At 57.1% G+C, this 22,419-nt stretch carries 21 protein-coding genes; 10 read left to right on the top strand and 11 right to left on the bottom strand.

Annotated features, from left to right (window positions below; all coding sequences use genetic code 11):
* The first annotated feature begins 183 nt into the window (after positions 1–183).
* Positions 184–888, top strand: a complete 705-nt coding sequence (locus VMV64_RS12860; RefSeq protein WP_325330939.1) for a HugZ family protein — start codon at positions 184–186, stop codon at positions 886–888.
* Positions 885–1,229 carry a DUF2069 domain-containing protein gene (locus VMV64_RS12855; protein ID WP_325330937.1) on the top strand — a complete coding sequence of 115 codons (345 nt, stop codon included), beginning with the start codon at positions 885–887 and terminating at the stop codon, positions 1,227–1,229. Before VMV64_RS12860 ends, VMV64_RS12855 begins: the two co-directional genes overlap by 4 nt.
* Positions 1,230–1,341: 112 nt before the next feature.
* On the opposite strand, the gene VMV64_RS12850 is transcribed toward VMV64_RS12855, so the two are convergent.
* From VMV64_RS12850 to VMV64_RS12825, 6 genes are all read right to left on the bottom strand, one after another.
* On the bottom strand, positions 1,342–2,877 hold the full coding sequence (locus tag VMV64_RS12850) for a 2-isopropylmalate synthase (RefSeq protein ID WP_325330935.1): 1,536 nt from the start codon (positions 2,875–2,877) through the stop codon (positions 1,342–1,344).
* A gap of 471 nt (positions 2,878–3,348) precedes the next feature.
* Complete coding sequence (gene pssA / locus VMV64_RS12845) at positions 3,349–4,113, bottom strand: CDP-diacylglycerol--serine O-phosphatidyltransferase (RefSeq protein ID WP_325330933.1); 765 nt, start codon at positions 4,111–4,113, stop codon at positions 3,349–3,351.
* Positions 4,114–4,133: 20 nt separating this feature from the next.
* A complete protein-coding gene (locus VMV64_RS12840; protein ID WP_325330931.1) occupies positions 4,134–4,790 on the bottom strand; it encodes a phosphatidylserine decarboxylase in 657 nt (218 codons plus the stop codon).
* 95 nt (positions 4,791–4,885) lie between these two features.
* Positions 4,886–5,902 (bottom strand): ketol-acid reductoisomerase, encoded by a 1,017-nt coding sequence (ilvC, locus tag VMV64_RS12835; protein WP_325330929.1) that lies wholly within the window; start codon positions 5,900–5,902, stop codon positions 4,886–4,888.
* Positions 5,903–6,037: 135 nt separating this feature from the next.
* Positions 6,038–6,529, bottom strand: a complete 492-nt coding sequence (gene ilvN / locus VMV64_RS12830; protein ID WP_325330927.1) for an acetolactate synthase small subunit — start codon at positions 6,527–6,529, stop codon at positions 6,038–6,040.
* Complete coding sequence (locus VMV64_RS12825) at positions 6,526–8,223, bottom strand: acetolactate synthase 3 catalytic subunit (protein ID WP_325330925.1); 1,698 nt, start codon at positions 8,221–8,223, stop codon at positions 6,526–6,528. The genes ilvN and VMV64_RS12825 overlap by 4 nt, the downstream gene beginning before the upstream one ends.
* A gap of 327 nt (positions 8,224–8,550) precedes the next feature.
* On the opposite strand from VMV64_RS12825, the gene VMV64_RS12820 reads away from it, so the two are divergent.
* Genes VMV64_RS12820 through VMV64_RS12805 form a run of 4 tightly spaced genes read left to right on the top strand, consistent with a single transcriptional unit; the run spans position 8,551 to position 10,443 of the window.
* Positions 8,551–9,114 carry an RNA polymerase sigma factor gene (locus VMV64_RS12820; RefSeq protein ID WP_325331488.1) on the top strand — a complete coding sequence of 188 codons (564 nt, stop codon included), beginning with the start codon at positions 8,551–8,553 and terminating at the stop codon, positions 9,112–9,114.
* A complete protein-coding gene (locus VMV64_RS12815) occupies positions 9,111–9,488 on the top strand; it encodes a DUF3619 family protein (RefSeq protein WP_325330923.1) in 378 nt (125 codons plus the stop codon). The genes VMV64_RS12820 and VMV64_RS12815 overlap by 4 nt, the downstream gene beginning before the upstream one ends.
* Positions 9,461–10,021 carry a DUF3106 domain-containing protein gene (locus tag VMV64_RS12810; RefSeq protein ID WP_325330921.1) on the top strand — a complete coding sequence of 187 codons (561 nt, stop codon included), beginning with the start codon at positions 9,461–9,463 and terminating at the stop codon, positions 10,019–10,021. Before VMV64_RS12815 ends, VMV64_RS12810 begins: the two co-directional genes overlap by 28 nt.
* A complete protein-coding gene (locus VMV64_RS12805) occupies positions 10,018–10,443 on the top strand; it encodes an RDD family protein (RefSeq protein ID WP_325330919.1) in 426 nt (141 codons plus the stop codon). Before VMV64_RS12810 ends, VMV64_RS12805 begins: the two co-directional genes overlap by 4 nt.
* Positions 10,444–10,470: 27 nt before the next feature.
* On the opposite strand, the gene lptG is transcribed toward VMV64_RS12805, so the two are convergent.
* Both lptG and lptF read right to left on the bottom strand, forming a co-directional pair.
* Positions 10,471–11,544: an LPS export ABC transporter permease LptG gene (gene lptG / locus VMV64_RS12800; protein ID WP_325330917.1), complete on the bottom strand. Its 1,074-nt coding sequence runs from the start codon at positions 11,542–11,544 to the stop codon at positions 10,471–10,473.
* Complete coding sequence (lptF, locus tag VMV64_RS12795) at positions 11,541–12,656, bottom strand: LPS export ABC transporter permease LptF (protein WP_325330915.1); 1,116 nt, start codon at positions 12,654–12,656, stop codon at positions 11,541–11,543. The genes lptG and lptF overlap by 4 nt, the downstream gene beginning before the upstream one ends.
* A gap of 309 nt (positions 12,657–12,965) precedes the next feature.
* Between lptF and VMV64_RS12790 the strand changes: the two genes are divergently transcribed.
* From VMV64_RS12790 to VMV64_RS12775, 4 genes are all read left to right on the top strand, one after another.
* Entirely contained in the window at positions 12,966–14,456 is a 1,491-nt protein-coding gene (locus VMV64_RS12790) for a leucyl aminopeptidase (RefSeq protein ID WP_325330913.1), read from the top strand.
* A gap of 207 nt (positions 14,457–14,663) precedes the next feature.
* Positions 14,664–15,092, top strand: coding sequence for a DNA polymerase III subunit chi (locus tag VMV64_RS12785; RefSeq protein WP_325330911.1), 429 nt, complete (start codon positions 14,664–14,666; stop codon positions 15,090–15,092).
* Positions 15,093–15,608 carry a hypothetical protein gene (locus VMV64_RS12780; protein ID WP_325330909.1) on the top strand — a complete coding sequence of 172 codons (516 nt, stop codon included), beginning with the start codon at positions 15,093–15,095 and terminating at the stop codon, positions 15,606–15,608.
* A 72-nt stretch (positions 15,609–15,680) separates the two neighbouring features.
* A complete protein-coding gene (locus VMV64_RS12775; RefSeq protein ID WP_325330907.1) occupies positions 15,681–18,449 on the top strand; it encodes a valine--tRNA ligase in 2,769 nt (922 codons plus the stop codon).
* A 278-nt stretch (positions 18,450–18,727) separates the two neighbouring features.
* On the opposite strand, the gene VMV64_RS12770 is transcribed toward VMV64_RS12775, so the two are convergent.
* From VMV64_RS12770 to VMV64_RS12760, 3 genes are all read right to left on the bottom strand, one after another.
* Entirely contained in the window at positions 18,728–19,624 is an 897-nt protein-coding gene (locus tag VMV64_RS12770; protein ID WP_325330905.1) for a hypothetical protein, read from the bottom strand.
* Between the two features lie 112 nt (positions 19,625–19,736).
* The gene (locus VMV64_RS12765) at positions 19,737–21,095 is read right to left on the bottom strand and encodes an OmpP1/FadL family transporter (RefSeq protein ID WP_325330903.1); all 1,359 of its coding nucleotides are present in this window, start codon (positions 21,093–21,095) and stop codon (positions 19,737–19,739) included.
* Between the two features lie 242 nt (positions 21,096–21,337).
* On the bottom strand, positions 21,338–22,414 hold the full coding sequence (locus tag VMV64_RS12760) for a radical SAM protein (RefSeq protein ID WP_325330901.1): 1,077 nt from the start codon (positions 22,412–22,414) through the stop codon (positions 21,338–21,340).
* Between the last annotated feature and the right edge of the window lie 5 nt (positions 22,415–22,419).

The following is a 22,419-nucleotide window of genomic DNA, read 5'->3' as shown; positions in this document are numbered from 1 at the left end:
GTCTCCAAACAGGTGAATCAGGTCGTCCATGCTAACCATCTGATTATTAGTGAACATTCGTGTTTAATTCGTGTAAATTCGTGGTTAAAAGCTTTCCCAGGATTATTATATTAAAAAGGAGTATCCCATGATGTATGAAATTCCGCATGGTCGCTGCCCCGCCGGGCCGGCCGAAATCGCCCCATGACGACTGCTGAAAAGACCTGGAAACAGGCGCGCAGGTTGCTGCGTGCAGAGCATACCGGCTTGCTTTCCACGCTTTCCCACAAACTCGGCGGCTACCCGTTCGGCTCGGCGGTATCCACCCTGACCGATCATGAAGCCAAGCCGTTGTTCCTGATCAGCCAACTGGCGGAACACACCCGCAATATCGAGCAGGACGAGCGCGCCAGCTTACTGGTACACGAGCAATCCGTCGACATCCAGGCCGGAGAGCGACTCACACTGGTCGGCAAAGCAATGCATGTGGAAACAACGGAGCAGCTCAAGGCGCGTTACCTGCGCTACTTCCCCGGCACTGAACCTTATTTTGCACTGGACTTCAGCTTCTACCGCATCGAGCCCGTCACTCTGCGCTACATCGGCGGCTTCGGCGTGGCGCGGTGGATTTCCCCGACGGAAATCCTGCCGCCGCCAAACTCAATGGCGCAAGATGAAGAAGCACTCCTGGCCCGCTTCAATCGCAACCAGGCCGGCGACCTGCAGTTCTTCTGCAGAGCCTACTACGGCGCAAGTGCCAGCGATGCAACCCTGGTGGGAATCGACTGCGACGGCTTCGACATTCTGGATGACGGACAGCTGTTGCGCTTCGATTTCCCTGAAACCGTCCTCAATGCCGAACAGGCCGAAGCAGCGCTCCTGCGTATGATACGAGAAAGCAGCACATGAACCGAACCGCAGCTCTCCACTATGCCAGCATCGCCAGCCTGATCGCGCTGATCATCCTGTGCCTCGCGTGGGAATTGTGGCTCGCGCCGCTACGTCCCGGCGGCTCCAGCCTGGTTTTCAAGGTGCTGCCGCTGCTGCTGCCGCTGGCCGGCATCCTGCGCGGCAAACGCTACACTTACCAGTGGGCCTCGATGCTGATCCTGCTCTATCTCACCGAAGGCGTGGTACGCGCCATGAGCGACAAAGGCCTGTCGGTGGCCTTGGCGGGAGTGGAAATCGCGCTCAGCCTGATTTTCTTCAGCAGCACGATTTTCTACGCCCGACTTAGCCGCAGGCCCTAATTCAAATCATTAACCGCAAAGGACGCAAAGTGACGCGAAGGAATGCTTGATGATCTTGATTTCCTTTGCGGACCTTCGCGTCCTTTGCGGTTAATCGCTTTTTGATTGCGAATTAGACCTGCGGATTCATCCGCTCCAGCTTTCCAGTCAGCTTGTTCAGGGCATTGAGGTAAGCCTTGGCCGAAGCGATCACGATGTCGGTATCCGCCCCCTGACCATTGACGATACGCCCACCCTTGGCTAGCCGCACCGTGACTTCGCCCTGTGCATCCGTACCGCTGGTGATGTTGTTGACCGAATAGAGCAGCAGTTCCGTGCCGCTCTTGACGATAACCTCGATCGCCTTGAACGAGGCATCCACCGGACCGCCACCATCGGCTTCCGCAGCCTTTTCCTTGCCGCCATCGCTGATGGTGACTTGGGCATGAGGCGTTTCGCCGGTTTCCGAGCAGACGCGCAGGGACACCAGCTTGAACTGTTCCTTCACCATCGCCTGTTCCTCGTCGCTGACCAGCGCATGAATATCCTCGTCGAAGATTTCATGCTTCTTGTCGGCGAGATCCTTGAAGCGGGCGAAGGCGGCGTTGAGCGCTTCTTCCGATTCCAGCTCGATACCCAGTTCAACCAGGCGACTGCGAAAGGCGTTGCGCCCGGAATGCTTGCCCAACACCATCTTGTTCGCGCTCCAGCCGACATCCTCGGCGCGCATGATTTCATAGGTTTCGCGGTGCTTGAGGACGCCGTCCTGATGGATGCCGGACTCGTGGGCGAAGGCATTGGCGCCGACGATAGCCTTGTTGGGCTGCACCGCGAAGCCAGTAATGCCAGCCACCAGGCGGCTGGCCGGCACGATCTGGGTGGTGTCGATGCCGGTATCGCAGGAAAAGACGTCCTGACGCGTACGTACCGCCATGACTATTTCTTCCAGCGCAGCGTTACCTGCCCGCTCGCCCAGGCCGTTGATCGTGCATTCCACCTGACGCGCCCCGGCCAGTACCGCGGAGAGGGAGTTCGCCACGGCCAGACCAAGATCGTTGTGGCAGTGCACCGAGAAGATCGCCTTATCGGAATTGGGAATCCGCTCGCGCAAGGTGGCGATGAGGTTGCCGAACTGCTGCGGCAGGTTGTAACCGACGGTATCAGGAATGTTCAAGGTCGTGGCGCCGGCCTCGATCACCGCTTCCAGGATGCGGCACAGGAAATCGGTCTCGGAGCGGCCGGCATCCTCGGGCGAGAACTCGACATTGTCGGTCCACTTGCGCGCCCATTTCACCGCCTTCACCGCCTGCTCGACCACCTGATCCGGGCTCATGCGCAGCTTCTTCTCCATGTGGATCGGGCTGGTGGCGATGAAGGTGTGGATACGGCCTGAGACGGCTGGCTTGATCGCCTCGCCAGCGCGCTCAATATCGCGCTCCAGGGCGCGCGCCAGACCGCACACCGTGCTGTCCTTGATGCTGCTGGCAACCGCCTTGACCGACTCGAAATCACCGTTGCTGGCGGCCGGGAAACCGGCCTCGATGACATCCACGCGCATCCGCTCGAGCTGCCGCGCGATGCGCACCTTCTCCTCTTTGGTCATGGAAGCGCCGGGGCTTTGTTCGCCGTCGCGCAAGGTAGTGTCGAATATGATTAATTTATTTTTCATGACGGGCTCCGTTGCAGAAGTCGTAATTTAACCTAGAAACCTTAGTTGGACGGGGTGGAGTGTGCGGTTTTTGGGGTGCAGGGCAAGGCGCAACGACGCGGAATGGCCGTTCCATTCCAAGGAGTTGCAACGCCGCCATGTGCCCCAAAAACCGTGCAATCCACCCCGTAGCGGATTCACAAACCGTGTGAAACGGTAAATTTATGAAGAAGTTTATTGGGATCATGCCGTTAAATATCCAGTCGAGCGGTCAACTGAGGTTTCTAGGTTCATATAACACGAAAACCGGTCGCCGCCGATTTCCGCAATTCAAAACAAGTAATGGGGGGAGGAAAGTTAGCGCCTGCGGCGCAGCAGCAGGCCGACCAGCAGGATGTTGGCCCGATATGAAACGAAGGAGACTGGGATAGCGGAGTTCATGGTTTGAAATATAAACGCTTTCATTTGTGAGCGCAAGCAGTTAGCCCTCGGCTAGCCTTTCCGCCTTCTCCGCACCAAACCCCACAGCCAGTCCGCGTAAGCAGACAGCGCATACAGCACAAAAACGCTGAACAGTACACGTGGCGGGTCGGAAGAAATCAGAATGAAGGTCAGCACGATCAACAAGATGCCCACAAAGGGCACGCTCTTGCGCAGGTTGATATCCTTGCCGCTGTAATAGCGCAGGTTGCTGACCATGGTCAATCCGGCGAACAGGGTCACCCCCCACACCAGCCAGCGGATATCGGTGCCGCGGATATGGTACTCGTTCATCACCCACACCAGCCCAGCCAGCAACGCTGCAGCAGCTGGGCTGGGCAAACCCTGGAAGAACCGCTTGTCGGCAACTTCATGCTGGGTGTTGAAGCGTGCCAACCGCAGCGCCGCGCCGGCACAATAGATAAAGGCGGCGATCCAGCCCCATTTTCCCATGTCCTTCAGCGCCCAGACGTACACGATCAAGGCGGGCGCTACGCCGAACGACACCATATCGGAAAGCGAATCGTATTCCGCCCCGAACGCGCTCTGGGTATGGGTAAGGCGAGCGACCCGGCCGTCCAGGCCGTCCATCACCATGGCGATAAAGATCGCCACCGCAGATTGCTCGAAATTCCCGTTCATAGCCTGGACGATGGCGTAGAACCCGGCGAACAGTGCCGCAGTGGTGAACATGTTAGGCAGCAGGTAGATACCGCGCCGGCGCAAGCGGCCATCCAGCAGGGGTTTGCGATTGGCGAGATTATAGTCTTCGTTCATGGCACAAATGTTTTAGCTGATCAGCCGACATTCATCGGCAGTTCGGACAGCACGGTTTCCCCGGCACGGACCTTGTCGCCGATGCTGACACGTACCTGGGCAGTCAATGGCAAGTACACGTCCACCCGCGAGCCGAAACGGATGAAACCGTAACGCTGGCCGCGCGCAAGCCACTCACCCGGCTTGGCATAGCACAGGATGCGCCGTGCAATCAGCCCGGCCACCTGGACACAGGTAATGTCGTAGCCGTAATCGGAACGCAGCCAGATGGCATTGCGTTCATTTTCCGTGGAGGCCTTGTTCAGGTCGGCATTGACGAATTTTCCGGGGTTGTACCAGATTTCCTCGATCACACCATCCACCGGACTGCGGTTGGAATGAACGTTAAACACGTTCATGAACACGCTGACCTTCTGCGCATCGCGCTTGAGGTAGGGATCCTGAACACGTTCGACGGCGACGATGCGGCCATCTGCAGGGGCGATCACCAGATTGCGCGCCGTCGGCACATTACGCCCCGGGTCACGAAAGAACTGCAGCACGAACAGGCTGATGATCCACAATGGCAGCGCCCACAGCCAGCCGGCCAGGAACGTAACCAGCAGCGAAACCGCCACGATGCCGGCCAGGAAAGGCCAGCCCTCGCGGGCAATAATAGGGTGGGGATAATTTTTCACTGGGGGAGCGATACCGATGCACATAGGAGTATGAGTAATGGGGTATGAGTAATGGGTAATGGGGGACCCCATTACCCATCACCCTTTACCCATTACTAGTTTTTGGACTGGTCGACCAGCTTGTTCTTGGCGATCCACGGCATCATGGAACGCAGTTTTTCGCCCACCACCTCGATCTGATGCTCGGCGTTCAAACGGCGACGTGCAGTCATTTCCGGATAGTTGGTCTTGCCTTCCAGGATGAAGCGCTTGGCATACTCGCCATTCTGGATGTTCTTCAGCGCTTCCTGCATGGCCCAGCGGGATTCCTCGTTGATCACCTTCGGGCCGGTGACGTATTCGCCGTACTCGGCATTGTTGGAAATGGAGTAATTCATGTTGGCGATGCCGCCCTCATACATCAGGTCGACGATCAGCTTGAGCTCGTGCAAGCATTCGAAATAGGCCATTTCCGGCGCATAGCCGGCATTGGTCAGGGTTTCGAAGCCGGCCTTGACCAGCTCGACGCAGCCGCCGCACAGCACGGCCTGCTCGCCGAACAGATCGGTCTCGGTTTCTTCACGGAAATTGGTTTCGATCACGCCACCCTTGGTGCCGCCGTTGGCTGCTGCATAGGACAGAGCAACGCTCTTGGCCTTCTTGGACACGTCCTGGTAGATAGCGATCAGGGAAGGCACGCCGCCGCCCTTGAGGTACTCGGAACGCACGGTATGACCGGGGCCCTTGGGTGCAATCATGATGATGTCGAGATCGGCACGCGGTTGGATCTGGTTGTAATGGATGTTGAAGCCGTGGGCAAAAGCCAGGGTTGCCCCCTTTTTCAGGTTGGGCTCCACGTCTTTGCTGTAGACGTCAGGCTGCTGCTCATCGGGCACCAGGATCATCACAATGTCAGCGCCCTTCACCGCATCGGCGACTTCCTTCACCGTGAAGCCGGATTTCTTGGCCTTGTCCCAGGAGACGCCGCCCTTGCGCAGGCCGACCGTCACCTTGACGCCGGAATCCTTCAGGTTGGCGGCATGGGCATGCCCCTGGGAACCGTAACCGACGATGGTGACTTTCTTGCCCTTGATGATGGAGAGATCGGCGTCCTTGTCGTAATAAACTTTCATGACTATCGTTTCCTTAAGAAATATAAATATAAATAACCGCGGAGCCAAAAGTAGGCGCATCTAGGCGACGCGGAGGCGCGGAGCCGAGAGAAAAGCAACGGTTTTCCTCAGCGCCTCCGCGGTTCAAACTAAAATTCAAACTTTCAGTATTCTATCACCACGCCCGATGCCGGATGCACCCGTACGCACCGTTTCCAGAATCGCATCCTTGTCCAGCGCTTCGAGAAAGGCATCCAGCTTGTAGCCTGCACCGGTCAGCTCGATGGTGTAGGTCTTGTCGGTGACATCCACAATGCGGCCGCGGAAGATATCCGACAGTCGTTTCATTTCCTCGCGCGACTCACCTTCGGCGCGCACTTTCACCAGCATCAATTCGCGCTCGATGTGGCCGGCTTCGGACAAATCCACCACCTTGACCACGTCGATCAACTTGTTGAGCTGCTTGGTGATCTGCTCGATCACGTCGTCAGAACCGCGAGTGACGATAGTCATGCGCGACAGGGTGGCATCCTCGGTCGGAGCGACCGTCAGCGACTCGATGTTGTAGCCGCGTGCCGAAAACAGTCCGGCGACACGGGACAGAGCGCCCGCTTCGTTTTCCATCAACAAAGAAATTATGTGTCTCATACCAGAATCATTTCACTCAACCCCTTGCCGGCGGGAATCATCGGGAAGACATTTTCCTTCTGGTCGGTAATGAAGTTCATGAACACCAGCCGATCCTTCATGTCGAACGCCTCTTTCAGCGCGCCCTCGACATCTTCCGGCTTCTCGATCTTCATACCGACATGGCCGTAACTTTCAGCCAGCTTGGCAAAATCCGGCAGCGCATCCATATAGGATTCGGCATAACGGTTGCCGTAAAAGAATTCCTGCCACTGCCTCACCATACCGAGGTAGCGGTTGTTGAGCAGAATGATCTTGAGCGGCAGGTTGAACTGCTTGCAGGTAGACAGCTCCTGAATGTTCATCTGGATGCTGCCCTCGCCGGTCACGCAGGCCACCATTGCCTCAGGGTGGGCAAACTGCACGCCCATCGCTGCCGGCAAGCCAAAGCCCATGGTGCCCAAGCCACCGGAGTTGATCCAGCGACGCGGCTGGTCGAACTTGTAATACTGCGCAGCCCACATCTGGTGCTGTCCGACGTCGGAGGTCACATAGGCATCACCGCGGGTAACCTCGTACAGCTTTTCGATCACGTACTGGGGCTTGATCAGGCTGCTATCGCGATCGTATTTCATGCAGTCTTGCGAGCGCCACAGTTCGATTTGCGTCCACCAGGTCTTGAGTGCAGTCTGGTCGGGCTTCTCCTTGCTGGCCTGAATCAATTTATTCATCTCTGCCAGCACGTCCTTGACGTTGCCGACAATGGGCACGTCCACCTTGACCCGCTTCGCGATGGAAGTGGGATCGATGTCGATGTGGATGATGCGGCGGCCATCCTGAAAGAAATGCTCCGGATTGCCGATAACACGATCGTCGAAACGGGCGCCGATGGCGATCAACACATCGCAATGCTGCATCGCCATGTTGGCTTCATAGGTACCGTGCATGCCGAGCATGCCGGTAAACAGTGGATCGGTGGCGGGGTAGCCACCCAGCCCCATCAGTGTGCTGGTAATGGGGAAACCGAGCTGACGCGTAAACTGGGTTAGCTCCTCCGCCGCATTGCTCAGCACCACGCCGCCGCCGGTATAGAGCATCGGCCTCTTTGCCTCCAGGATCATCTGCACCGCGCGCTTGATCTGCCCCGGATGACCCTTGATCACCGGGTTGTAGGAGCGCATCGTCACCTTCTTCGGATAGGTGAATTCAGTCTTGCGCTGGGTCACATCCTTGGGGATATCCACCACCACCGGTCCAGGCCGGCCAGTTGAAGCGATATAAAACGCCTTCTTGATGGTCTCGGCGAGATCCTTGACGTCCTTGACCAGGAAATTGTGTTTCACGCAGGGGCGAGTGATGCCCACCATATCCACTTCCTGGAAGGCATCCATGCCGATCGCGGCGGTCGGCACCTGACCGGAAATCACCACCAGCGGGATCGAATCCATGTAGGCGGTAGCGATACCGGTCACGGCATTAGTCGCACCCGGCCCGGAGGTCACCAGTGCCACGCCGGTCCGACCTGTGGCGCGCGCATAACCGTCCGCAGCATGCACCGCGGCCTGCTCGTGCCTGACTAGCACATGCTTGAACTTGTTCTGCTTGAAAACCTCGTCGTAAATGTTCAACACTGCACCGCCGGGGTAACCGAAAACAAATTCAGTCCCTTCTTCCGCCAGACAGCGCACAACGATCTCTGCGCCCGTCAATTCCATATACCAGCCTTAAATAATCATTCCGGGGAAACGTGAAACACTAATGGTTGCCGCCAACTTGGTCAAGTGCGGCATTTTACCAAACTTGCCCGGATGATTCATAAATTCGCATGATGATCGCGCAGGATGTTGTTTGAAAGGGAAGTTTTGCGAAGAAGCTGTGCAGTTATTCATACACCTGACAGAGCAACATTTTCATGTCAAACATTTTTAAAGGCTAGTGAGGGCGTGCGTCACTACGAAACATCCGGGCATAAAGAAGACTCTGCTTTATTTTTCTTTATTTGATAAGATACGACGAAAGAACCTTACTCGGGAACTCTCCAACTGGCCACCTTTCAGGAACTTTCCAAGTTTCTTGCCGAAGTCGAACGACGCGCTTACAAACAGGCGCTATTTGCCGTTCGCGACGAACATGGCGCTCTGGACATCGTGCAGGACTCCATGATGAAACTGACGGAAAAATACTCGGGGAAGCCCGCCGAGGAATTCCCGATGCTATTCCAGCGCATTTTGCAAAATACCATCCGCGACTATTACCGACGCCAGAAAGTGCGCTCGTTGTGGACCACCCTACTGTCGTCTTTCTCTCCGCATCAGGAAGAAGAATATGATCCTCTGGAAACTTTAGAAGTCGAGGACGACTCAAATAAGATTCATCGGCCGGAAGAAACCCTGGCTCGCTCGCAAGTCGTTAAATTGATTGAGCAGGCACTAAAAATATTGCCGGCTCGTCAACGGGAAGCGTTCCTGCTGCGTTATTGGGAGGAACTGGATGTTTCTCAAACCGCTGCCGCGATGGGTTGTTCCGAAGGCAGCGTCAAGACACATTGTTCCCGGGCCACCCACGCAGTGGCGGCCTTTTTGAAATCGAAGGGAATTGAGCCATGAACGAGCACGATCTGGCAAAAAAAATTGTCCATCACCTGGATTACGGCACGGCCCATCTGGACAGCCGTCTGCAACACCGCCTCCAAATGGCGAGGCAGCACGCCCTGGAAGCCTATGCCAAACCTCGTCACAGCTTCAGCCTGGCTTGGGCAAGGCACGGCCACAGTAGCCACCGTGGCCACTCCCCTTTCCGTGCCTGGGTGCCGCTGGCGTTGCTGGTGTTGGGGCTGATGTTCGTCACCTATTGGCAAAACACCCAAGAGATGAACGACGTGTCGGAAATCGACGCCCATCTGCTGGCCCAGGACTTGCCGATCCATGCATTCATTGATAACGGGTTCGATACATGGCTAGAAGGCTCGCCGCAGCAATAACTCTCGCCTTCTGCCTTTTGGCACAAGGCATCGCGATTGCGGCCCAGGAAGCCCGGCAACCCGCATGGACCGAGCTGACATACGAGCAGAAGCAAATCCTTGCCCCCGTTCACGGCGAATGGGACAAGATGCCGGCCATTCAGCGCAAAAGACTGCTGGGCGTGGCCAAGGGTTATCCAAAAATGAAGCCCGAGGAGCAGCAGCGCATCCAGAGGCGCCTGAAAGACTGGAGCAAGCTGACACCGGAAGAACGCACCCTGGCCCGGAAAAAATACGAGAAACTGAAGCAGTTGCCGCCGGAAAAACGTCAGGAAGTCCAAAAGAAGTGGCAGGAATACCAGCAGCTACCGGAAGAAAAAAAGGAACAGCTCCGGCGCAGCAAGGCCAAGGCCGCGGAAACCAAGCCGGCCGCCGCACCCGAACCTCCCAAAACCAATCAGGCACCTCCGGCCGTTGAGTCGGCTGCGCCGGCCGCTTCGCCCAAGGCGGAAACGTGGCCCAATCCATGGCAGTTTGATACACCGCGCCCGTGATCGCCCGCCCCCCAGAAACACCCAGCATACGGCGCCGCATCGCCAGCATGCTTTATGAAGCCTTGCTCCTTGCCGCAGTCCTGTTCATCGCCGGCTTCGTGTTTACCGCCATATTCCATTCCCCGCTGCCGCCCACTCTCCGCTACGTTTTCCAGCTTTACCTGCTGCTGGTAACGGCGACCTATTTCATCTGGTACTGGCTGCACGGCGGGCAGACTCTGCCCATGAAAACCTGGCACCTGCGGATAGTGCGCACTGATGGCCAACCCCTTCGCCTGAAACAGGCATGCCTGCGTTTCCTCCTCGCCTTAATCGGCGTGGGGTTGGGCTTCGGCATCCTGTGGGCGCTGCTCGACCGCGAACGCCTGTTCTGGCACGATCGCATGGCGGGAACTAAAGTGGTGATGAGTAATGGGCGATGAGTAATGGATTGCCTCACCCTTCACCCATCACCGCCTCTCCACCCGCCACATCATCACTATCGCCGCGCCAAGGAATGCCAGCGTCGGAAACAGGGCACTGAACAGGGGCGGCCAGTCGTTCAATAGCCCGAGATGAGCGAATAGCCGGTTCAGCAAATGAAAACCCAATCCCAGCATGATGCCGGCAAAGATTTTCGCGCTTACCCCGCCTGAACGTCCCTGGTAATAAGCAAACGGCAATGCCAGCATGATCATCACCAAGGCCGCAAAAGGGTAGACCAGCTTCGACCACAGCGCGATTTCGTAGCGCGTGGTTTTCTGTTTGTTTTCACTCAGGTGCTGGACATAAAAATACAGGTTCCAGGCCGACATCTGCTCCGGCACCACCAGCAGCACATTCAGGATGTCAGGGGTCAGTACCGAATGCCAATAGGCCTCGGGAAGCGTGCTGACTATCGTCCTGCCCGGCTCGAACCGGGTCTGCGCCACACCAGTCAGACGCCAGCGGTTCTCGGCCACGTGCTCGCCACGCTGGGCATAGCTAATGGAGCGCAAACGGAAGTCGGGGTCGAACTCATAGATTTTTACCCCCTTCATGGAGGCATCCGGCAACACTTCCTCGACATTGACGAAGCTCCCCGCATCTTTCACCCACAGCCCGGAACGAAATTCCTGCGCCACGACCGAACTGGTCGCCTTCAGACGTAACTCTTGGGCCGCTCGCCCGCTAAGCGGCGCGATAAATTCCCCGAAAATAAAGGTCAGCACCACGAACAGCAATCCGGCTTTCGCCAGCGACAAGGCGATGCGCGGCGCGGACAACCCCGACACGCGCATCACGGTAAGCTCGGAATGGGCTGTCAACTGCGCCAGGGCGAACAGGGAGCCGATCAAGGCCGCAATCGGGAACAGTTCGTAAACATGGCCGGGCAGGGAAAGCAGCACATAGCCAAAGATTTTCACCAGCCGGTAATCGCCCTTGCCCAGGTCGCCCAACTCGTGAATCAGGTCGAAAAAAGCAAACAACATGAGCAGCGCGGCAAACACCAGCACCGTGGCCGAATAAATTTCACGCGCCAGATAGCGGCTGAGGATTCTCATTTACCTTCACCACTGAGCCGATGAATCAATCTCTTCAGCCAGGTCATCCAGAATGGGGCCAGTACAAGCCGGCGGTAAAACAGCAACAACAGCACCAGCAGCATCACCCCATGCACCAGCCACAGCCCGATATACGGAGACAATTTGCCCTGCGCCACCCAAGCCTGGGTAATGCTGAGGAAATTGCTGTAAATCATGTAGAGCAGCAACGCCAGGATTAAATTAAGTGAGCGCCCTGCACGCGGATTGACGAAACTCAGCGGGATCGCCAGCAAAGCCAGAATAAAGGCACTGAGCGGCAAGCCCAGCCGCCACAGCAGCTCCCCCATATTGGCCGCTGAGCGGTCGCTCAGCAACATCAACGTGGACAGGGATTTCTGCGTCGGCAGGGTCAGGCTCGCCTCAAAGGCATGCATCCGGATGGAATAGCGTTCGAAGGCCATGACCTTGTAATCCGGCGTGCCGCCTACCCCCTCATAGCGCCTGCCGTTGAGCAGCACCAGGAATCGGTCGCCATTTTCAGATACCGTCTGGTAGCCATGCTGAGCGACCAGAATGCCCAATTTCTGATGCTGGACAGAGCGCATGAAAATGTTGCTTACCGTGTTCTTCTCGCCAGCGAAGCTTTCCACGAAATACACCCGCTCGGCAAATTTGGATTCCTTGAACACGCCCGGCGCCACCGAGTATACGTCGTCGCGGCTGTCCAGTTGCTGCCGGAACTCATCGCTTTTTCTCAACGCCCAAGGTGAAACCACCAGGCTTAAAAACGCGATGGCGAATACCGCTGGCGCGGCGAAGGCAATTACCGGACGCACCCATGCCGCGACGCTCAAGCCGGCGGTGAACCAGACCACCATTTCGCTATCGCGATAGCAGCGGGTCAATGTCATCAAAACAGCAATAAACACCGTCAAGGACAGCAAAACCGGCAAATAATTAACAATACTGAAGCCGAGGAAGGCCGCCACCGCCTCGTTAGCCACGGCGCCACCGGCCGCCTGCCCTAGATAGCGGATCAGCATCGTGGTCAGGGTAATCATCAGCAGCACCGAAAAAACCAGCAATGCATTGCTGGCCATCTCGCGCAGCAGAGCGCGGCGGAAAATCATCGTTCGAGGTTTTCTTTGACTTTTAGACTACAGTCTGCGGATAATTGCCGATTATTAAACATGAATAAACCTAGAAAAGATTTTAACCACGAATTCACACGAATGAAACACGAATATTCACGAATAATCAGTAGATTAGCCTAGCTTAGCTGATTCAACTGTTTGGTTACACGATGTTTGTCTCTAACCATTCGTGTTTATTCGTGAACATTCGTGTCGCCTGGAGGCGCCTACTTTTGGCATTCGTGGTTAATCGCCGTTTTAAGGATAAAGCCTGATACACAGGCAGGCATCAAGAAGGAGCAAAAAGTGGAATTTAGCATAAAAAGCGGCAGCCCGGAAAAACAGCGCACCGCCTGCGTCGTGGTCGGCGTATTCGAGCCACGCAAGCTTGCACTGGCCGGCGAGATGATCGACCAGATTTCCAACCATTACCTGAGCGACATTATCCGCCGCGGCGACATGGAAGGAAAGTCCGGCACTACACTTATGCTGCACAACGTCCCCAACACTCTGTGCGACCGGGTATTGCTGGTCGGTCTGGGCAAGGAACGTGAGTTCAAAGACAAGGAATATCGCGATGCGGTCCGCGCAGCCATCAAAACCCTGAATGAGTCCGGGTCACTTGAAGCCTCGGTTTTCCTCACCGAACTCCCGGTCAAGCGCCGCGACACCGCGTGGAAAGTCGAGCAGGCCGTATTGATGGCAATGGAAGGGCTTTACCGCTTCGACCGCCTGAAAAGCAAGCAGGAAGAGATGCGCCGCCCGTTGCGCCGTATCGTCCTGAACGTGCCGCGCCGCACCGAACTCGCTATCGGTGAAGAAGCGGCCAAACAAGGCCAGGCGATCGCCGATGGCATGAACATGGCCAAGGACCTCGGCAACCTGCCAGGCAACATCTGCACCCCCGCCTATCTGGCCCAGCAGGCGCAGGAACTGGCAAAAACCTACAAGCTCAAGATTGAAGTGCTGGAGCAGAACGACATGGAAGCCCTGAAAATGGGTTCACTGCTTTCCGTAGCACGCGGTAGCCGCCAACCGCCCAAGCTGATTGTTTTGCACTACCAGGGCAATAAAAAACAAAAGCCGGTGGTCCTGATCGGCAAGGGCGTCACCTTCGATGCCGGCGGCATCTCCCTCAAACCCGCCGCCGAAATGGATGAAATGAAGTACGACATGAGCGGCGCGGCCAGCGTGCTCGGTACGTTCAAGGCGGTGGCCCAACTCAAGCTGCCGATCAATCTGGTGGGCATCATACCGGCCACAGAGAACCTGCCAGACGGTGATGCCAACAAGCCTGGCGACATCGTCACCAGCATGTCAGGACAGACCATCGAAGTGCTAAATACCGATGCAGAAGGCCGCTTGATCCTGTGCGACGCGCTCACCTACGCAGAACGCTTCGAGCCGGAGGCGGTAGTAGATATCGCCACCCTCACCGGCGCCTGCCTCATCGCCCTGGGTAACCATGCCTCAGGGCTGTTCAGCAGCCATGACGCCCTTGCCCGCGAACTGCTGCATGCCGGCGAGTACGCGGTCGACCGCGCCTGGCACATGCCGCTGTGGGATGATTACCAGGAGCAGCTGAAGAGCAACTTCGCCGACATGGCCAATATCGGCGGCCGCCCTGGCGGCGCCATCACTGCCGCCTGCTTTTTGTCGCGCTTCACCAAGAAATACGACTGGGCGCACCTGGACATTGCCGGTACTGCCTGGAAATCCGGCAAGGACAAAGGCTCAACCGGGCGACCAGTGGCACTGCTGGTGCATTTTTTGATTAATAAATGTAAGGTGAATTGAGTAACCACCCCTCATCCCAACCTTCTCCCCTCCGGGGAGAATGGGCGATGGTGAAGGGCGCTTTCTCAACGTATATTCCCTCCCCCTTTTAGGGGGAGGGCTAGGGTGGGGGTGGGAAGTTTCGCGTGAGAATCAGCATCTGAACCCCCATCCTAACCTTCCCCCTAAAAGGGGGAAGGTACAATGGTAAAAGGCACTTGTTTTGATATGACCCAAATCGACTTCTACACTCACGCCGCCGACAAATACCACACCGCTTGCGTGCTCTGCGCCAAGGCCGTGGAGCGCGGGTTGCGGGTCATGGTCTATACTCCCGACGCCGCAACCACGGAAAAAATGGACAAGCTGCTGTGGAGCACGCCCGCCGTCGGCTTCATCCCCCATTGCCGCGCCTCGGATAGCCTTGCCCCGGTCACCCCGGTCATCGTTGACCATAATGCCGACATGCTGGCACACGACGACATCCTGCTCAATCTTCATACCGAGCAGCCCCTGTTCTTCAGCCGCTTCCACCGGCTGATCGAGATCGTCAGCACGGAAGAAAATGACCGCACTGCAGCGCGCGAGCGCTTCCGCTTCTATCGGGACCGCGGCTACGAAATTCATTCCCATGACATTGGAAACAAGGCCAGATAAATGGATCCCGCCAACGGCGAGCCCGACGTACTCGGAAAAATAGATGCCCTGCTCACCCGCCATCGCACCGGTGCGCCCACGCAGCAAGATCTCGCGTCGGCTGAGGCACAAGCTGCCCGGGCGGCGATTCCCGTCCTGACAGAAATCATCACCGAAGACAGCACCATCCCGGTTCTAACTGAAGCCGTACCCGCTACGGAGGCAAACGAAGCCACAACAGCCGGTAACGGGAAGCCTCCGCTCCACATCGAGGTCGCGGCAAGCGAGCCAGCCAGCACAGGCGACCCAATCGCGGACATCTCTCGTGACCAAGAAGCCCTGCGCCAAATCGAGGAATCCATGGTGCAGGAACTGGAAAATCGCATTGCGATGGAATTCACCGCCACCCTGGCCCGCGCCCTGATCGAGTTGCTCGACCATTCACGCGAACATATCCGGCATGCCGTGCGCGAAGCACTCAAACAACGGCTCGGCACCCCACCCCACGGCGCACAAGAAGACCCAGACCAGGCCTGACCGCCGGTCCGCCTCGACCGGGAAAACAGGTATAATTGCCGCCTTTCCCGTTACTCCAAGAAATTCCAAACCATGGAACTCGCCAAAAGTTTTGAACCCGCTGCCATCGAGGCGCACTGGTACCCGCTGTGGGAATCCCGCGGCTATTTCAAGCCTGCCCAGAGCAACGTCGAAGGGGCCGCCACCAAGGTCGACAAGTCCGGCAAGCCCGCCTACTGCATCATGCTGCCGCCGCCCAACGTCACCGGCACCCTGCACATGGGCCACGCCTTCCAGGACACCCTGATGGACACCTTGGTGCGCTACCATCGGATGAAGGGCGAGAACACCCTGTGGCAGCCGGGCACCGACCACGCCGGCATCGCCACCCAGATCGTGGTGGAGCGACAACTGGATGCACAGGGCGTATCGCGCCACGATCTCGGCCGCGAGGAATTCCTCAAGCGGGTGTGGGCCTGGAAGGAAGAATCCGGCTCCACCATCACCCGCCAGATGCGCCGCCTCGGCGCATCCTGCGACTGGTCGCGCGAGCGCTTCACCATGGACGAAGGCTTGTCGAAGGCGGTGACCGAGGTCTTCGTCACACTCCATAACCAGGGCCTGATCTACCGCGGCAAACGCCTGGTCAACTGGGATCCGGTGCTGCTGACCGCGGTTTCCGACCTGGAAGTGGTTGCTGAAGAAGAAGACGGCTTCATGTGGCATATCCGCTACCCGGTCGAGGGCAGCAGCGAAGCGCTGGTCGTCGCCACCACCCGCCCCGAAACCCTGCTCGGCGATATGGCCGTGGCGGTGCATCCGGACGACGAACGCTACAGGCACCTGGTCGGCAAGCATGTGCGTCTGCCGCTGTGCGAAAGAACCATCCCGATCATCGCCGACGACTATGTCGACCCGGCATTCGGCACCGGCTGCGTCAAGATCACCCCGGCACACGACTTCAACGACTACCAGGTGGGCCTGCGCCACCATCTGGAGCCGCTCAACATCCTCACCCTCGACGCCAAAATCAACGATCTGGCGCCCGCCGAATATCAGGGGCTGGACCGCTACGAGGCGCGCAAGAAGATCATCGCCGACCTAGAAGCCCAGGGGCTGCTGGTTGAAACCAAGCCACACAAGCTGATGGTGCCGCGCGGCGACCGCACTCATGCCATCATCGAACCTCTGCTCACCGACCAGTGGTATGTGGCGATGGAGGGCCTCGCCCAGCGCGGCCTGGAAGTGGTCGCCAACGGGGAAGTGAAATTTGTGCCGGAAAACTGGGCCCACGTCTACAACCAGTGGCTGGAGAACATCCAGGACTGGTGCATCTCCCGCCAACTGTGGTGGGGCCACCGCATCCCGGCCTGGTACGACGAGGATGGCAATATCCATGTCGCGCGCAATCTGGAAGAGGCGCAGAAACAGGCCGGCCCGGACAAGCCGCTCCGCCAGGACGAAGACGTGCTCGACACCTGGTTCTCCTCCGCACTGTGGCCGTTCTCCACCCTGGGCTGGCCGGACAAGACGCCAGAGCTTGCAACGTTCCTGCCCTCCAGCGTGCTGGTGACCGGCTTCGACATCATCTTCTTCTGGGTCGCCCGGATGGTCATGATGTCCGAGCACTTCACCGGCCAGGTGCCGTTCAGGGAAGTCTACGTGCACGGGCTGGTGCGCGACATCCACGGCAACAAGATGAGCAAGTCCAAGGGCAACGTGATCGACCCGATCGACCTGATCGACGGCATCGCCCTGGAAGCGCTGGTCGCCAAGCGCCAGACCGGCCTGATGAACCCGAAGCAGGCGGAATCCATCGCCAAGCAGACGCGCAAGGACTACCCGGACGGCTTCCCCGCCTTCGGCACCGATGCGATCCGCTTCACCTTCGCCAGCCTCGCCAGCCATGGCCGCGATATCAAGTTCGACCTGCAGCGCTGCGATGGCTACCGCAACTTCTGCAACAAGCTGTGGAACGCCACCCGCTTCGTGCTGATGAACACCGAAGGCAAGGACTGCGGCCAGGACGAGTCGCTGCCCCTGGAATTCTCGGACGTGGACAAATGGATCATCAGCCGCCTGCAACAGGCCGAGAAGGAAGTGGCCGAGGCTTTCGACTCCTACCGCTTCGACATGGCTTCGCGGGCCATCTACGAATTCGTCTGGGACGAATACTGCGACTGGTACGTGGAGCTCGCCAAGGTGCAGATCGCCAGCGGCAACGATGCCCAGCAGCGCGCCACGCGCCGCACCCTGGTGCGAGTGCTGGAAGCCACGCTGCGACTCGCCCATCCGATCATCCCCTTCATCACCGAAGAGCTGTGGCAGAAAGTCGCCCCGCTGGCGGGTAAAAATGGCGAGAGCGTCATGCTGCAGCCCTACCCTGACGCTGACCTGAGCCGGGTCGATGCAGCTGCCGCCGGACGAGTCGCGCTACTCAAGGAAATCATCAACGCCTGTCGCACGCTACGCGGCGAGATGAACCTCTCCCCAGCACTCAAGGTTCCGCTAATCGCACTGGGCGACATCGCCACCCTGGGCCCCTACATTCAGGCGCTGGCGAAAATTTCCGAAGTGGCTATCGTACAGGGTGAATTGCCGGTAGCTGATGCACCCGTGGCAGTGGTCGGCGACATCCGCCTGATGCTCAAGATCGAAGTGGACAAGGAAGCCGAGCAGGCACGACTGGCCAAGGAAATTGCCCGGCTTGAAGGGGAAATCACCAAGGCACAGGCCAAGCTCGGCAACGAGAGCTTCGTCGCACGGGCTCCTGTAACTGTGGTTGCACAGGAAAAAGAACGGCTGGAGAACTTCGGCGCTACGCTGGAAAAACTTAAGGCACAGCTTGCCAAACTCGGGTAATAATGAGTAGTTTTGATGGGGCAAAGCGGAATTCGGGATAGCGATTAAACCTAAAAAAGCCGTTCACTACAGAGACACAGAGGCACAGAGAAAAACAAGAGATGGGAGCAACTAAGCGTTTTCCCGCAGGGTGATCAAGCGCCTGTCTTTTCCTTTGAATTATCTCTGGTCCTCTGTGTCTCTGTGGTTCAATAACTGCGTGCCGGACTCACAAAGAAAAACCCCGCCGAAGCGGGGCCAATTCTTCTTATTACGCCGTTTCCGGCTTATTGTTGCTGTTATTCCTTGCCGCCTGCCGCCGCCACCATGGCCTTGCGGATCGCTTCAGGCGACTCCATGATCTTCATGAAGCTGTTTGCCCCGGACATTTTCAGGTCGGGGAAATCGAGTGCGATGCGGAAGCGGCCATACAGCGCAATCACCTGGTTGCCGGTAACCAGCATTTCATGGGGCAGATGCGCGGAGGCCTTGAGGTCGCCGAAATCAACGATGCTCATGATGTACTTGTCGTCCATGTATTTGTCGCCGCCCTTCATGGCCACGCCGAACACGGATTCCTTCTTGCCCGGAACGTCAACGCGGTAGACCTTGGTGCAACCGCCCTTGCCCGCCGCCAGATTGGCCTCGACCGCCTTCACGGCCTCTTCATGGCTGCCGTACTCAGCCAGGATCACCGGTTCGTCGAAATATTCCATGCCGAACATATAGTGGTACTTGCGCAGCTTGGAAGCGCTCAGACCCTTGGCGCCGAACTCCTCCACCTTGCCCAGGGCGGCCTTCAACTTCTCCGAAGTCTGCGGCAGATCGCCCGCCATACGGTAACCGTTGGCCATGTAGGTCGGGTTGGTATAGGAAACCTGCACCTCGTCATGAACCTTGGTCACCGAAACGCGCTGAGCCGCGCCAAAACCGCCGTTCTCGGATTTTGCCGCGGTGGTTTTCATTTCATCGTTGGTGACCACGATGATCGTGGTTTCAGGATAGGGCGAGTAGCTGCCGGCGATGGTGAAGCCGTTCGCCTGCAATGCAGTCTTGGCTGCCGCCGCCTTGTCCGCCACCGTGCCCGCGCCCTTGGATGCCAAAACGAAAGGCTTGAGATCGTCCGCCAGCGCGGCGCCCATGCTCAAACCCAAGGCCAGGGTTGCGAGAACAAGCTTCTTCAGAACTCCATTCATGTTGCCTCCATAAATCAATTTTCTGGTTTTAAATAAAAAGGGCTGGAAGTGATTTCTCACCTCCAGCCCTTTTTAGCTTACTTCACGAAAGTCCTCTAGCCAACAGCCTGAATTAGAACTTCATGCCGTAAGCGATACCCAGAGAGTTTTGGTACATCTTGATGGTTTCGGTACCACCAACAGGGAAGTTAGGATTTGTGGGGCCGGAAACAGACTTCTCTTGAGCATGCATATAGGCAACCGTTACTTCAGAATCCTTGGTTACGCCATAGGTCGCGCCCAAGGTGTAGTGATCCGTCACTACACCGGGAGCGATAATGTTGAAGGTCTGCTCACCGGATTTGACCGGGTTGTCACCATGATTGATACCGGCGCGCAAAGTCAGTGCGTCGTTGTACTTATACTCGACACCCAATTTCACGACATCAACATCAGACCATCCGAACCCCAAACCAGCATTACCACCCATGCACCTGGCATCACCCACATTTGTTCCGGAACCAAATGGCGCTGGTGCGCAAGGCGCTGTACCTGGCGTCCCAATAACGGAAACTCCGGAGTTGGCAACCGATTTGACACCAGAGTAATCAATATGTTGATAATCCAGTGCGATGGTTATGTCCGGAGTAGCCTTGAATGCCACGCCCAGATTCCAGTTCATCGGAATATCGAAATCGCCTTGTTCTGCAAACAAGCCCTCATAGCGCTTGAAATTGCTCATGTCAATTTTCGGTGAATAGGTTGCGCCCAAGGTCACGGTATCCGTTACCTTGCCCTGCCAGCCGAGCCTGACTCCCCAACCGGTGGAAGAGTCATGTCCTTTGTTCGAGAGCCTTGTTGCATCCGAAGAAAGTCCCCCGAAGGCGTCAAGCCCGTCAGCGCTGAAACGCTGATAGACAAACAAGGGGGATACGCCGATAGAGTTACTGGCATTCACTTTATAGGCAAAAGTAGGCGCAACAATTAATTGCTCCAGATTCATGCCAAGCTTGCCAGAACCGCACAGCAAGTTTTGCGTTTTAGCCGCAACACCACCAGGAAAGCCACAATTCTGTGTTGATAACTGTGCACCTTGATAATCGGTATTCATGCCGCCATTGCCGTAAACCGAAATGCCCAGCGACATTTTTTCGCCCAGCATCATGTTGTAACCAAACTCTGGCACAAGAAAATCATTACTTGAACTCTCATAATCGCCATTGTTCGCGTTCCCTAGGGAAGCAGTCCGATTTGCACTGCGCTTCGGGCTGAACCAGTCAATACCGACATCCAGACGGTCGCCGACAAACGCCATGCTGGCCGGGTTGTTCGCGCCGCCCATGGCATCCTTGGCCATCGCAGTTGCGGCGCCGCCCATCCCCTTGGCAGTCATGCCGTAGCCGTGAGAAAAATAACCGTTGGTTGCAGAAGCAATCCCTGGCATCGCCAGACCCGCAACAGCCAGAACTCCTACCAGTGCTTTTAATTTCATTTTGTATGCCCTCCGTTAATCGATTGGTAAATTCTTATGCCCGGCCAGGATGGATTCTTTGATCTGGATTGATAACCCAATCCAGATCTATCGCTAACCATGATCGGAATATGTCACAAACCGTTACATGTCTCAAATACTTTTTGGTATTTCAGCATATTAGCCCCTCCTAATGGTCTATTTATCCCATTAAAACAATCTATTAAATGAAAATTTTTGTTGCTTTTTCGCAACAACCCGGTTTATTCCTGAAATGGTTTTACCCTTTCACCCTTCATCTGAAGTTGAACGATTTCAATATCTTCCGGATTCAACTTAAACGGATATGACAAAATGTCAGTTGGATTGCTGTCGCCATAGGGTCGGTTGCAGGCCGAAACATCGGCAGATTCATTTCCGGGGCAGCCGGAGGTACGGAACGGGGTGCCTGCATTGATGATCTGCTCCACTTCGCTTTCGGCGATGCCGAAATCAACCACCCTCCCCGACGCATCGAATTCCATGTAACGAAAATTACCGCCGGCATAGTCAATAATGTAGCGGGCAAGCTGCACGCGCCGCCATTGTGCTTTACCGCAGGCCGGCCAATCCTCCATCAAGGAACCTTTTTCGGGGAAGAAGGCAAATAAATGGCTATGGCCACCCATGCCGTTGATGCGTTGCACGACTTCGAGCAGTTCGCGCTCCGTTTCCCCCATGCCGCAAATCAGGTGTGCCCCGAATTTTTCCGGACCGAAGATTTCCGCCGCCCAGCCTATCGCCTGCCAGTATTTCTCCCAGCGGTGCGGGCTATCCACGGCCTTGCCTCGAGTACGCTCGAAGATTTCCGGCGTTACGGCGTCCAGCGCCACGGTGAAGATATCTGCGCCAGCCTGCTTGAGGCGCACCAGATCGTCGCGTTCCATGGTGGTGGGATTGGAGAGGATGGAAACCGGGATATCGGGCAGAGCAGCAACCCACAACTCCAGCAGCGCGAGCGTATCGCGGTTCGAGTCGGGGTGGCTGATCATGGAAATGCACATGCGCTGGAACCGTCCCTTATCCCCGCCTGCCTGGACGCGTGCCATCACCTCCCGGTAGCGCAGCGCCGGCCAATCCACGCGGATGAAGTTGCGGTCGACATAATCGCGCGTCTCTTCGCGATGCCGCGCCAGACCGCAATAGGCGCAATTGGCGCGGCAGCCCTCGGGATAGGTCAACAGCAGGTTGAGGCAATGGGTGCAGTCGGTGCGATACATGCGGCCCGGCACCACGCCGAGCGTGATGGCGGCTGCCGTGCTCATCTGGACGTACTCGGGTGAGCGCATTGCGGGCGTCATGTCAT

Origin of the sequence: Sulfuricella sp., assembly GCF_035531155.1 — a bacterium.
In the GTDB taxonomy this organism is placed as follows: domain Bacteria; phylum Pseudomonadota; class Gammaproteobacteria; order Burkholderiales; family Sulfuricellaceae; genus Sulfuricella.
Note: the sequence above shows the minus strand (reverse complement) of the source record. Positions and strands in the feature narration are given on the sequence as shown.